The sequence below is a fragment of the Streptomyces sp. CT34 genome (assembly GCF_000805335.1).
In the GTDB taxonomy this organism is placed as follows: domain Bacteria; phylum Actinomycetota; class Actinomycetes; order Streptomycetales; family Streptomycetaceae; genus Streptomyces.
On record NZ_KN708638.1, the window covers coordinates 5,133,532 to 5,145,487 of the forward strand.

12 protein-coding genes are annotated in these 11,956 nt (G+C 71.4%); 6 read left to right on the forward strand and 6 right to left on the reverse strand.

All coding sequences use genetic code 11. The features are described 5' to 3' along the window. The first annotated feature begins 31 nt into the window (after positions 1 to 31). Entirely contained in the window at positions 32 to 1,216 is a 1,185-nt protein-coding gene (locus RZ84_RS22510; RefSeq protein WP_043265805.1) for an alpha/beta hydrolase, read from the forward strand. Between the two features lie 64 nt (positions 1,217 to 1,280). On the opposite strand, the gene RZ84_RS22515 is transcribed toward RZ84_RS22510, so the two are convergent. Then, positions 1,281 to 3,050, reverse strand: a complete 1,770-nt coding sequence (locus RZ84_RS22515; protein WP_043265806.1) for an acetyl/propionyl/methylcrotonyl-CoA carboxylase subunit alpha — start codon at positions 3,048 to 3,050, stop codon at positions 1,281 to 1,283. A 401-nt stretch (positions 3,051 to 3,451) separates the two neighbouring features. On the opposite strand from RZ84_RS22515, the gene RZ84_RS22520 reads away from it, so the two are divergent. From RZ84_RS22520 to RZ84_RS22530, 3 genes are all read left to right on the forward strand, one after another. Further along, entirely contained in the window at positions 3,452 to 3,928 is a 477-nt protein-coding gene (locus tag RZ84_RS22520) for a hypothetical protein (protein WP_241777810.1), read from the forward strand. Positions 3,929 to 4,200: 272 nt separating this feature from the next. Further along, the gene (locus tag RZ84_RS22525; protein ID WP_043265808.1) at positions 4,201 to 4,485 is read left to right on the forward strand and encodes a ribbon-helix-helix protein, CopG family; all 285 of its coding nucleotides are present in this window, start codon (positions 4,201 to 4,203) and stop codon (positions 4,483 to 4,485) included. After that, entirely contained in the window at positions 4,482 to 4,880 is a 399-nt protein-coding gene (locus RZ84_RS22530; protein WP_043265809.1) for a PIN domain-containing protein, read from the forward strand. The genes RZ84_RS22525 and RZ84_RS22530 overlap by 4 nt, the downstream gene beginning before the upstream one ends. Before the next feature lie 54 nt (positions 4,881 to 4,934). On the opposite strand, the gene RZ84_RS22535 is transcribed toward RZ84_RS22530, so the two are convergent. The 5 genes from RZ84_RS22535 to RZ84_RS22550 form a co-directional block, all read right to left on the reverse strand. Then, positions 4,935 to 5,546 carry a nucleoside triphosphate pyrophosphatase gene (locus RZ84_RS22535; RefSeq protein WP_043270560.1) on the reverse strand — a complete coding sequence of 204 codons (612 nt, stop codon included), beginning with the start codon at positions 5,544 to 5,546 and terminating at the stop codon, positions 4,935 to 4,937. A gap of 108 nt (positions 5,547 to 5,654) precedes the next feature. After that, positions 5,655 to 7,139 carry a peptidoglycan D,D-transpeptidase FtsI family protein gene (locus tag RZ84_RS22540; RefSeq protein ID WP_043265810.1) on the reverse strand — a complete coding sequence of 495 codons (1,485 nt, stop codon included), beginning with the start codon at positions 7,137 to 7,139 and terminating at the stop codon, positions 5,655 to 5,657. 154 nt (positions 7,140 to 7,293) lie between these two features. Next, entirely contained in the window at positions 7,294 to 7,422 is a 129-nt protein-coding gene (locus tag RZ84_RS42375; RefSeq protein WP_277816882.1) for a morphogenic membrane protein MmpB, read from the reverse strand. Positions 7,423 to 7,532: 110 nt separating this feature from the next. Then, a complete protein-coding gene (locus RZ84_RS22545; protein WP_043265811.1) occupies positions 7,533 to 7,745 on the reverse strand; it encodes an acyl-CoA carboxylase epsilon subunit in 213 nt (70 codons plus the stop codon). A gap of 35 nt (positions 7,746 to 7,780) precedes the next feature. After that, positions 7,781 to 9,370 (reverse strand): acyl-CoA carboxylase subunit beta, encoded by a 1,590-nt coding sequence (locus RZ84_RS22550; protein ID WP_043265812.1) that lies wholly within the window; start codon positions 9,368 to 9,370, stop codon positions 7,781 to 7,783. Positions 9,371 to 9,501: 131 nt separating this feature from the next. On the opposite strand from RZ84_RS22550, the gene RZ84_RS22555 reads away from it, so the two are divergent. After that, positions 9,502 to 10,425, forward strand: coding sequence for a biotin--[acetyl-CoA-carboxylase] ligase (locus tag RZ84_RS22555; RefSeq protein ID WP_043265813.1), 924 nt, complete (start codon positions 9,502 to 9,504; stop codon positions 10,423 to 10,425). A gap of 224 nt (positions 10,426 to 10,649) precedes the next feature. Then, complete coding sequence (locus RZ84_RS22560; protein ID WP_043265814.1) at positions 10,650 to 11,909, forward strand: adenylate/guanylate cyclase domain-containing protein; 1,260 nt, start codon at positions 10,650 to 10,652, stop codon at positions 11,907 to 11,909. The last annotated feature ends 47 nt before the right edge of the window (positions 11,910 to 11,956 follow it).

Consider the following 11,956-nt stretch of genomic DNA (forward strand, 5'->3'; position numbering starts at 1 on the left):
CGGAATATCCCGGACACCTGGGGAACATGTCATGGGACTGACCAGCCGGACGCTGTTGTACGCCGTGATCGCGGTCGCCGTGGTCTGCGTGGGGCTCACGGTCTGGATGTGGCCGCGGTTCGCGGGGCGCGGGCCGCGGGCGGTGCTGGCGCGGCTCGGTGTGATCGCCGCGACCCAGCTGAGCATCGTGGCCGCGCTCGGCCTCGCGGTGAACGCCAACTTCGAGTTCTACGCCTCCTGGCACGAGTTGCTCGGCCTCTACGACGGGGCGCCGGCCGCCGTCGGCAAGTGGGGCGACCAGGGCAAGGCGGGGCCCGCCGGGGACCCGTCCAAGGGGCTCGTCCAGCCGTCCGGACCCGAGGGCCTGGACAAGGTCCACGGGATCCCCAAGGGGCCGCCGGACAAGAACGGCAAGGTCGAGACCGTGAAGATCGTCGGCAAGCGGACCCGGGTGGTGGACCCGGCCTATGTCTACCTGCCGCCGCAGTACTTCCAGAAGCAGTACGCCCGGCAGCGGTTCCCGGTCATGGTGGCGCTCGCCGGCTACCCGGGCGGGATATTCCTGCTGGGCCAGCACCTGCGGCTGCCGGAGACCGCCTCGCAGCTGATCCGCAGCGGCAAGATGCAGCCGACCGTCATCGTCATGCTGCGGCCCACCGTCGCGCCGCCGCGCGACACCCAGTGCGTCGACGTGCCCGGCGGCCCGCAGGCCGAGACGTTCTTCGCCGGCGACGTGCCGGACGCGCTGCGGTCGCACTACCGCGTCGGCAACGACCCGGGCGCCTGGGGCGTCATGGGCTACTCCTCGGGCGGCAGCTGCGCCCTCCAGCTGGCCATGCTCCACTCCCGTACGTACACCGCGGCGGCGGCGCTCTCGCCCGACTACAAGGTCTCCAACGACCCCACCACCGGCAACCTCTTCGGCGACGGCAAGGACCGCGGCCGGCGCCGCGAGGAGCACGACCTGATGTGGCGGCTGAAGAACCAGCCCGCCCCGCAGGTGAACGTGCTGATCGGCACCAGCCGTTCCGGCGAGCCCAACTACCCGGCGGCGAAGGCGTTCCTGGCCGCGGTCAAACCGCCCATGAAGGCCGACTCGATCGTCCTCGACCACGGCAGCCACAACTTCGCCACCTGGCGGCGTGAACTGCCCGCCGCGCTCCAGTGGATGAGCCGGTCGCTGACGTTCCCGGAGGACGTGGTCGGCAGTTCGTGAACGGGAACGGGCGCCCGGCGGCTGACTGCCGGGCGCCCGTTGCTGTCGGCGGGGTGCCGCCGGGTCAGTCCTTGATCTCGCAGATGACCGCGCCGGAGGTGAGGGCGGCGCCGACCTCGGCGGTCAGGCCCTTGATGGTGCCGGAGCGGTGCGCGTTGATCGGCTGCTCCATCTTCATCGCCTCCAGGACGACGACCAGTTCGCCCTCGGTGACCTGCTGGCCCTCCTCGACGGCGACCTTGACGATGGTGCCCTGCATCGGCGAGGCGAGGGCGTCGCCGGAGGCGGCGCTGCCCGACTTCTTGGCGGCCTTGCGCTTCGGCTTGGCGCCGCCGGCGACCGCGGCGCGGGCCAGCGGCATGCCCAGCGAGGACGGCAGGGAGACCTCCAGGCGCTTGCCGCCGACCTCGACGACGACCGTCTCGCGGGTGTCCGCCTCGGCCTCCTCGGCGCCGGGCGCGGCGAACGGCGGGATCTCGTTGACGAACTCGGTCTCGATCCAGCGGGTGTGGACCGTGAACGGCTCGGCGGAGCCGGCCAGTTCGGGGGCGAACGCCGGGTCCTTGACGACCGTGCGGTGGAACGGGATGGCGGTGGCCATGCCCTCCACCTGGAACTCGTTGAGGGCGCGGGCGGCGCGCTGGAGGGCCTGCTCGCGGGTGGCGCCGGTGACGATCAGCTTGGCCAGCAGGGAGTCCCAGGCCGGGCCGATGACCGAGCCGGCCTCGACGCCCGCGTCCAGGCGGACGCCCGGACCGGACGGTGCGGCGAACGTGGTGACCGTGCCGGGCGCGGGCAGGAAGTTGCGGCCCGGGTCCTCGCCGTTGATCCGGAACTCGAAGGAGTGGCCGCGCACCGCCGGGTCGTCGTAGCCCAGCTCCTCGCCGTCGGCGATCCGGAACATCTCACGGACCAGGTCCAGGCCGGTGACCTCTTCGGTGACCGGGTGCTCGACCTGGAGGCGGGTGTTGACCTCCAGGAAGGAGATGGTGCCGTCCTGGCCGACGAGGAACTCGCAGGTGCCGGCGCCCTCGTAGCCGGCCTCCTTGAGGATGGCCTTGGAGGCGCGGTACAGCTCGGCATTCTGTTCATCGGAGAGGAAGGGCGCCGGGGCTTCCTCCACGAGCTTCTGGTGACGTCGCTGGAGCGAGCAGTCGCGGGTGGAGACGACCACGACATTGCCGTGCTTGTCGGCCAGGCACTGGGTCTCGACGTGCCGCGGGCGGTCCAGGTAGCGCTCCACGAAGCACTCGCCGCGGCCGAAGGCGGCGACCGCCTCGCGGACCGCGGAGTCGTACAGCTCCGGGACCTCTTCGAGGGTGCGGGCGACCTTCAGTCCGCGACCGCCGCCGCCGAAGGCCGCCTTGATGGCGATCGGCAGGCCGTGCTCCTCGGCGAAGGCGACGACCTCGTCCGCGCCGGAGACCGGGTCGGGGGTGCCGGCGACCAGCGGGGCACCGGCGCGCTGCGCGATGTGCCTGGCCGCGACCTTGTCGCCGAGGTCGCGGATGGCGTGCGGGGGCGGGCCGATCCAGGTCAGGCCCGCGTCCAGGACGGCCTGGGCGAACTCGGCGTTCTCCGACAGGAAGCCGTAACCGGGGTGGATGGCGTCCGCGCCGGAATCGGCGGCGGCCTGCAGGACCTTGGCGATGTCCAGGTAGCTGGTGGCAGGGGTGTCACCGCCCAGGGCGTATGCCTCGTCCGCAGCGCGTACGTGCAGGGCATCCCGGTCGGGCTCGGCGTAGACGGCTACGCTCCCGATCCCGGCGTCCCGGCATGCCCGGGCAACACGGACAGCGATTTCGCCACGGTTGGCGATGAGCACCTTGCGCACGATGGGTCCTTCCTTGGCGCTACGCCGCAACACACTGAACGCAGCGAGTTTAGGGACTGGCGACACCGCGTGCCGACCCGTTCCCAGGGGTGAGCTTGCCCACACGGAGCGTGCACGCGGCGATGGTGAGGGACCAAAGTCCGTTGGAATCCCAGGGTAGGCCCGGATTCCCGGGCTCCGGCTCGGGTCACGGTGTGGCCTAGGTCTCGAACTGCGGACGTCCGGCGGATCGTCAATTCTTTGTGGAATCCCTACGAATGGGCGAGTGAAAGTTTTCGGGTGAACACGGCGGGTGCGGATGCGCCGGCGCGGGTCCGCGCGGGGTCGTGCACACCCCTTGCCCTCGCTGTTACCCGTTAGTAGCGTGCTTGATGCCTCTGTACTCCTGGTAACGGCTCGTGATGACGGCTTATGACGGCGGAAGTGGGGTGGGCGGGGTGGTGGCGCGCAGACCGGTGGCTGTGGCGGCGGCGGTGGTCCTGATCCTGGAAGCGGCCGGGATCCTGCTGCTGAACTGGATCCTGAGCATCGTGGTGGACCGGCAGCAGATGTCGCTCGCGGGGCTCCAGCCGCGCGCGATGTCCGCCGGGGCGTGGATCGGCGGCGGCGTCTTCGGCGTCTTCCTGGCCTGCTGCGCGGTGATACTGCTCCGCAGCGCGCTGCGCGACCGCGCGCCCGGCGGGTTTGCGCGCATCGTGCTGATCGGCTGTGCCGTGGTGCACGGGGTGCTCGGGGCGTTCGCCGTCGGGCTGGTCGGCTGGGTGGCGTTCCTGGCGATGATGGTGGTGCTGGCGATGCTGGTGCTGACCTTGGTGGCCTACGGGGAACCGCGCGACACCGCGGCGGACGCCCCGGCCGCGGACGGCTCCCCCGCCTGATATCCGCCCGCCCACTGCGCGGTTTCCCTCTCGGCCCCCGAACTCCTGCCGCGGCGGGCCGAGTTGGATGCCTTTCCGGGCCATGCGGCCGGGCCCTTGTGGGCCCGGTGGGCTGTTGCCGGGGGCGGACCAACGACGGGCCGAACAGGGGCAGAGGGGGACGGGGTGCGTGCAGCCGCATGACGAACGGCGGCAACCTGTGGGCGCTGCCAGTGCTCCGAGGAGAGGTGCCGGCCGCCGCACGATCGCCGTAAGCTCGCTATAGTGTCGCTATGGCATCGACGACGATTCAGGTCCCGCGCGAGACCCGCGACCACCTTGCCGAACTCGCGAAGGAGCGCGGTGTGAGCATCGGCCAGCTGGTCGAAGCACTCGCCGCGGAGCAGCCGACCGCCGCACAACGGGCCGAGCGGCTGGCCGCCGACCGGGACGTCGCACGACGCCTGATCGGCGTGGACATCGGGGACGAGGAGTTCGAGCAGGCTCCCGATGTCCTCGGGAACATCTACAAGATCGCCGCAGCCAAGGCGCGTGCCGCCCGGGATGCCGCCGCGTGATCATCCTTGACACCAGTGCCGTCAAAGCCCTGGCCGACGGCCACAAGACGCTGAACCTGCTGGCGGGCAACATGGCAAGGACCCCCGCCGACCGCCTGAACATCCCCGCCCTGTGCCTGATGCAGGCCGAAGCCGACGACGAGAACCTCTCCCGCCGCGTGCTCGCCTTCTCCGCCGTCGTCGTCGACGGCCTCGACACCATGGCGGCCGTCAGCGTCGGAACCATGATCCGCGACGGCTATGGCGGCCCGGACACCTGCCACGCGTTGTACTGCGCACTGCCGCGTCCCGAGTTCACCGGGATGTCGATCCTTCTGACCGGCAACGAGAGCGCCTACCCACCCGGTGTGGTCACCGTCGACATCGACTCGCCCGGGATGCTCGGCTTCCATTGAGCGACGCCGGACAGCCCCGACGGCGCTGCCGCGCTCGGGCCCGGCCCGCCGTGCTCAGGCCCACAGATCCGTGATCGCGATGTCCAGGTCGGCCAGCAGCCGGCGGAGCAGCGGCAGGGAGAGGCCGATGACGTTGCCCGGGTCGCCGTCGATGCCGTCGATGAAGGGGGCCGAGCGGCCGTCGAGGGTGAACGCGCCCGCCACGAAGAGGGGTTCGCCGCTGGCCACGTAGGCGGCGATCTCGGCGTCGCTGGGTTCGCCGAAGCGGACGGTGGTGGACGCGGTGGCCGAGACCCGGCGGCCGGAGGCGGCGTCGATCACGCAGTGGCCGGTGTGGAGGACGCCGGAACGGCCGCGCATGGACTTCCAGCGGGCGGTGGCGTCCTCGGCGTCCGCGGGCTTGCCGAGCGCCCGGCCGTCCAGCTCCAGGACCGAGTCGCAGCCGACGACCAGCGCGCCCGCGGCCTCCGGCCGGGCGGCGACCGCGGCGGCCTTGGCCTCGGCCAGGACGCGGGCCAGCTCACCGGGCGTCGGGGCGGTGATCGCGTCCTCGTCGATGCCGCTTATGACGACCTCGGGCGCCAGTCCGGCCTGCCGGAGCAGGCCCAGACGGGCGGGGGACTGGGAGGCGAGGACAAGGCGGCGGGGGCGGGGCGCTTCGGTCATGCCCGCCATCGTACGGAGCGGGTGGCGGGTGCCGGCGCCGCCGGGGGCGTTCCGCAGCCGACTCATCGCGGAGGGTTACTCCGCACGCGAATTCCCGGCCGGCCGCGGTCACTTCTTCAGTACCGCCTCCATCACCGACTTCGCGATCGGGCCGCCCAGCTTTCCGCCGGCGATCTCCGAGCGCGGCATGTCCATGTTCTTGGGGTCGACGAAGACGGCCACCGCCACCGGGGAGCTGCCGTCGGCCTGCTTGGCGTACGAGACGAACCAGGCGTACGGGCGCTCGTCGTTGACGTTCGCGCCGTGCTGCGCGGTGCCGGTCTTGCCGCCGACCGTCACGCCGTCGATCTTCGCCTTCGAGGCGGTGCCGTCCGAGACGGTGTACTCCATCATTTCCTGCACCTTCTTCGCGGTGCCCTCGGAAACCGCCTGCGGGGACTTCGGATTCAGCGGCGTCGGGTCGAACTTCTCGATCGTGGAGAGATCCGGGCCACGCAGCTCCTCGACCATGAACGGCTTCATCACCTTGCCGTTGTTGGCGATTCCGGCGGTGACCATGGCCATCTGGAGCGGGGTGCTGGTCAGGCTTCCCTGGCCCATGCCGGTGAGCGCGGTCTGCGGCTGGTCGAGCTTGGCAGGGTATCCGCTGACCGCGGAACGCACCGGGGTGAACTGCTCGGCGTTGAAGCCGAACTTCTCCGCCGTCTCGCGCATCTTGTCGGTACCGAGCTTGTGCGCGGCGTCCAGGAAGACGTTGTTGCAGGACCACTGCATACCGGTCTTCAGCGACGCCTTGTCGCACGGCGCACCGGCGATGTCGTTGCCGACCTGGGTGCGGGTCTGCGGGAGGGTGTACGGGGCGGGGGCGCCGGAGGAGGCGTTGATGTCGGTGACCGTGCCGTGCTCCAGGGCCGCGGCGGCGGTGAGGATCTTGAACGTCGAGCCGGGCGGGTAGATCTCGCGCAGCGCGCGGTTGTTCATCGGCTTGGCCGGATCGTGGTCCAGCGCCTGGTACTTCTCGCCCTCCGCGAGGGACACCCCGGCGAAGGCGGACGGGTCGTACGACGGCGTGCTGGCCAGTGCCAGGATCTTGCCGTTGCGCGGGTCCAGGGCGACCACCGCGCCGGTGGCCTTCAGATCGGTCAGCCCCTTGTACGCCGCCTGCTGCGCCTTCGCGTTGATGGTGGTGATGACATCGCCGCCGCGCGGCTTCTCGCCGGTCAGCATGCCCCGGGCCCGGTTGAAGAAGAGCCGGTCGTCCTTGCCGTTGAGCACCTTCTTGTAGACGCCCTCCAGCATGCTCTCGCCCTGCGCCTGGGAGGCGTAGCCGGTGACCGGGGCGTACATCGGGCCGTCGGTGAACGTCCGCTTGTACTTGAAGTCGCCGCTGGTCTCCACGGAGCCGGTGATCGGCTTGCCGTCGACGATGATGTTGCCGCGCGGATAGGAGAACGCCTCGATCTTGACCCGCCGGTTGTTGTCGTCGTTCGCCAGCCGGTCGGCCTGGACGAACTGGACCCAGGTCGCCCGGACCAGCAGGGCGAGCACCAGCACCCCGGAGAAGACGGCTATGTGTCTGAGCGGCCTGTTCATCGATCTCCCCACTAGCCGGCCGTGCGGCCGGTCGCCGCACGGCCGCATGCCCGAATTGCGCTATCAGGAGAGAAAGATGCGAATTCGGCGGCTGCGGTTGCAGAAGGGAGAAATGGGGGCGCCGCCGGATCCGGGAGCGGCGGGCGTGCGGTGGTCACCTCAGCAGCAGCACCAGCGTCCCCACCATGATCGCCGTGGCCAGCACGAAGCCCAGCCGGCGGAGCTTCGCCTGCGCTTCGCGCAGCTCCTCGGAGGGTTCATCGGGCGGATCGGACCACAGCATGACTTCGATCTTCGCGCCCGGTACGGCGGCGGCGCCTGAGTACGCGTACTCAGGCGCCGCACCGCGAAGGACTAGTCAGTGCACGATGCACCGACCGGATCCCGCCAAAGTCAGCGTGGCCAGAAACTGGTCCGCCAGGCCACCGGCCCCGGATGCGGCATCCGGGAGCGCGCGGGGACCGTCGCCGCCGGATCCGCCCACTCCGAACGCCGCTCCGGCCCGCCCGGCGCGACTGCCGCGGCGGCAGCCGCGCGGGCCCGAACCACCGCCAGTGCGGCGGCCAGCTCCTCGGGTGTGGGATTGCCCCGTACCACCTTGATCATCGTCAACCGACCTCCTGCGGCGGACTTCAGCCGGACTACAGCGGGATGTTGCCGTGCTTCTTCGGCGGCAGCGCCTCGCGCTTGTTGCGCAGCGTGCGCAGCCCGCGGACGATGTGCCGGCGCGTCTCGGACGGCATGATCACCGCGTCGACATAGCCCCGCTCGGCCGCGACGTAGGGGTTCAGCAGGGTGTCCTCGTACTCCTGGATCAGCTCCTGGCGGCGGGACTCCTGCCGCTCGGGGTCCTCGATCGCGGCGAGCGTGCGGCGGTGCAGGATGTTGACCGCGCCCTGGGCGCCCATGACCGCGATCTGCGCCGTCGGCCACGCCAGGTTCAGGTCCGCGCCCAGGTGCTTGGACCCCATGACGTCGTACGCGCCGCCGAACGCCTTGCGGGTGATGACCGTGATCAGCGGGACCGTCGCCTCCGCGTACGCGTAGATCAGCTTGGCGCCGCGCCGGATGATCCCGTCGTACTCCTGGTCCGTGCCCGGCAGGAAGCCCGGCACGTCGACGAACGTCAGCACCGGGACGTTGAACGCGTCGCAGCTGCGCACGAACCGCGCGGCCTTCTCGCTCGCGTTGATGTCCAGGCAGCCCGCGAACTGCATCGGCTGGTTGGCCACGATGCCCACCGAGTGGCCCTCGACGCGCCCGAACCCGGTGATGATGTTCGGCGCGAACAGCGCCTGGGTCTCCAGGAATTCGTTGTCGTCCAGGACGTGCTCGATCGCGCTGTGCATGTCGTACGGCTGATTGGCCGAGTCCGGGATCAGCACGTCCAGCTCGCGGTCCGCGTCCGAGACCGCCAGGTCCGCCTCCTCCGGGAAGGCCGGCGGCTCGGAGAGGTTGTTGGACGGCAGGTACGACAGCAGCCCCTTGACGTACTCGATGGCGTCCTTCTCGTCGCCCGCCATGTGGTGCGCCACGCCCGAGGTGGTGTTGTGCGTCCGGGCCCCGCCCAGCTCCTCGAAGCCGACGTCCTCGCCGGTCACGGTCTTGATGACGTCCGGGCCCGTGATGAACATGTGCGACGTCTGGTCGACCATCACCGTGAAGTCCGTGATGGCCGGCGAGTACACCGCACCCCCCGCACACGGGCCCACGATCAGCGAGATCTGCGGCACCACGCCCGACGCGTGCACATTGCGCCGGAAGATCTCCGCGAACAGGCCGAGGGCGACCACGCCCTCCTGGATGCGGGCGCCGCCGCCGTCGTTGATCCCGATGACCGGGCAGCCGTTCTTCAGCGCGAAGTCCATCACCTTGACGATCTTCTCGCCGTAGACCTCGCCCAGCGAGCCGCCGAAGATCGTGAAGTCCTGCGAGTACACGCACACCGGCCGGCCGTCCACGGTCCCGTAGCCGGTGACGACCCCGTCCCCGTACGGGCGGTTCTTGTCGATGCCGAAATTCGTCGACCGGTGCCGGGCGAACTCGTCGAGCTCGATGAACGAGCCCTCGTCCAGGAGCAGCTCGATGCGCTCACGCGCCGTCAACTTCCCCTTGGCGTGCTGCTTTTCGACCGCGCGGGCGGAACCGGCGTTGGTGGCTTCGTCGACCCGCCGCTGCAGATCCGCCAATTTGCCCGCGGTGGTGTGGATGTTTGCTTCCGGCTCGGACATCGGGATGCGGCTCCTGCTCGTCCTGGACTGGCACTCGTACGGAGGGTGGTACGGGTGTGGCTACCGACTCGTAGCGTATCGGCGGGACTGCTCTGCGGCACTGCGTCGTTGACCACACCTAGGCTGGCCCCATGACGCCTCAACCACCGGAAAAGCGGGACAAAGACGCCGGCCGCTGGAGCGATCTGGACCGCCCGCCGCTCAACGCCGGCGCGCTGCGCCGGGCGCTGGTGCGCCCCGGTTCGCTCTGGTCCTCACTGGAGGTCGTCCCCGTCACCGGGTCGACCAACACCGACCTGGCGGCGCGGGCCGGCAGCCTCACCGAGGGCGCCGTCCTCGTCGCCGAGGAGCAGTCCGCCGGCCGCGGCCGGCTCGACCGCCGCTGGTCGGCGCCGCCCCGCTCCGGCCTCTTCCTCTCCGTCTACCTCACGCCGCGTGTCCCGCACGACCGCTGGGGCTGGCTGCCGCTGCTGACCGGCGTGGCCACCGCCTCGGCGGTCGCCCGCTGCGCCGGTGTCGACACCGCCCTCAAGTGGCCCAACGACCTGCTGGTGACGTGCCCCGAGGACTCCGACGAGCTGCGTCCGGGGGAGACCCCCGTCGGCACCGAGCGCAAGGTCGGCGGCATCCTCGCCGAACGCGCCGCCGACGGCGTGGTCGTCGGCATCGGCATCAACGTCTCGCTCACCCCCGCGGAACTCCCCGTCCCCACCGCCGGCTCGCTCGCCCTGGCCGGCGCACGCAACACCGACCGGGACCCGCTGCTTCGGGCCGTCCTCCGCTCCCTGGAGCACTGGTACGGCGCCTGGCAGGAGGCGAACGGCGACCCCGGCGCCAGCCGCCTCCAGGAGGCGTACGCCGCCGGCTGCGCCACCCTCGGCCGCTCGGTGCGCGCGCAGCTGCCCGGCGACGAGTCCCTCCAGGGCGAGGCCGTGGCCCTCGACGCGGACGGCCGCCTCGTCCTGGCCACCGAGGACGGCGTCCAACGGCCGGTGGCCGCCGGCGACATCATCCACCTGCGGCCCACCAGCGGGGACGGTTACTCCGCGCCGTGACGCGGCGCGGCCGACGGCACGCCGCCCGCCGGTGGTGGCCGACGGCGGCCGGCGCCGCGCGGTTCCCGTCCGGCGCCCGCCCAACACGTACGCGTCAGGGGAGCGCAGCGACCACGTGAGGCAGAGCACACCTGCCGTATCGTTGAGGCGATCCGTCAGGGAACGGATCATGGGCGAGCAGTGATCGGAAGGGCAGTGCGCAGGGATCGGACAGGGAGCGGCCGGTGACCGGCGACGACTCGGGGGCCGCTCCGCGCGGCGCGGACGCCGGGGGCGACGCGGTGGCCGTGCCCACCGGCGACCCGGCTGGTGACCCCGCGGGGACCGGAGCGGACCCGGCGGGCACCGAGGGCGACGGCGGCACCGCCAACGAAGGCGGCACCGGCGACGCCGCCGACGACAGCGACGCCGCCGACAACAGCGACGACGGCGACAACGAGAACAACATCGCCGTCAAGCTCGAACAACTCATCCTCGGCGCCGACCGCCGCTACACGCCGTTCCAGGCGGCCCGCAGCGCCGGCGTCTCCATGGACCTCGCGGCGCGCTTCTGGCGGGCGATGGGTTTCGCCGACATCGGCCAGGTCAAGGCGCTCACCGAGGCCGACGTGCTGGCCCTGCGCCGGCTGGCCGGTCTCGTCGAGGCGGGCCTGCTGAGCGAGGCGATGGCCGTCCAGGTCGCCCGGTCCACCGGCCAGACCACCGCCCGGCTCGCCGACTGGCAGATCGACTCCTTCCTGGAGGGGCTCACCGAGCCGCAGGACTCCGGGCTGACCCGTACGGAGATCACCTATCCGCTGGTCGAGCTGCTGCTCCCGGAACTGGAGGAGTTCCTCGTCTACGTCTGGCGGCGGCAGCTCGCGGCGGCCACCGGCCGGGTCGTCCAGGCCCAGGACGACGCGGAGATGGTCGACCGGCGGCTCGCTGTCGGGTTCGCCGACCTGGTCGGCTTCACCCGGCTGACCCGGCGCCTGGAGGACGAGGAACTGGGCGAGCTGGTCGAGGCGTTCGAGACCACCGCCGCCGACCTGGTCGCCGCGCACGGTGGCCGGCTCATCAAGACGCTCGGCGACGAGGTGCTGTTCGCGGCCGACGACGCGGGCGTCGCGGCGGAGATCGGGCTGCGGCTGATCGAGACCATGACCCACGACGAGACGATGCCCGAGCTGCGGGTCGGCATCGCGTTCGGCACGGTCACGACCCGGATGGGCGACGTCTTCGGCACCACCGTCAACCTGGCCAGCCGGCTCACCTCGATAGCGCCGAAGGACACCGTCCTCGTCGACGAGGCGTTCGCGGAGGAACTGGGGCGCACGGGCGAGGCGCCGGTCTCCGAGGCGGACGCCGCGGCGGCGGAGAAGGCGGCCCAGGAGGGCACCGGCAGCCCGCCGCCCCCCTACCGCTTCGCGCTGCAACCGATGTGGCAGCGCCCGGTGCGCGGCCTGGGCGTCGTCGAGCCGTGGCTGCTGAGCCGGCGGGGCTGACGCCGCGCCGCCCGGGGCCGAGCCACCGCCCGGCCGTGTGCCGGCGG

Bases quoted from the DNA above. Each gene is read 5' to 3' on its own strand.
- RZ84_RS22540 (WP_043265810.1), bottom strand. From the start codon at position 7,139: ATGAACAGGCCGCTCAGACACATAGCCGTCTTCTCCGGGGTGCTGGTG.
- RZ84_RS22550 (WP_043265812.1), bottom strand. From the start codon at position 9,370: ATGTCCGAGCCGGAAGCAAACATCCACACCACCGCGGGCAAATTGGCG.
- RZ84_RS42375 (WP_277816882.1), bottom strand. From the start codon at position 7,422: ATGCTGTGGTCCGATCCGCCCGATGAACCCTCCGAGGAGCTGCGCGAA.
- RZ84_RS22535 (WP_043270560.1), bottom strand. From the start codon at position 5,546: ATGACCGAAGCGCCCCGCCCCCGCCGCCTTGTCCTCGCCTCCCAGTCC.
- RZ84_RS22555 (WP_043265813.1), top strand. From the start codon at position 9,502: ATGACGCCTCAACCACCGGAAAAGCGGGACAAAGACGCCGGCCGCTGG.
- RZ84_RS22525 (WP_043265808.1), top strand. From the start codon at position 4,201: ATGGCATCGACGACGATTCAGGTCCCGCGCGAGACCCGCGACCACCTT.
- RZ84_RS22520 (WP_241777810.1), top strand. From the start codon at position 3,452: ATGACGGCTTATGACGGCGGAAGTGGGGTGGGCGGGGTGGTGGCGCGC.
- RZ84_RS22545 (WP_043265811.1), bottom strand. From the start codon at position 7,745: ATGATCAAGGTGGTACGGGGCAATCCCACACCCGAGGAGCTGGCCGCC.
- RZ84_RS22510 (WP_043265805.1), top strand. From the start codon at position 32: ATGGGACTGACCAGCCGGACGCTGTTGTACGCCGTGATCGCGGTCGCC.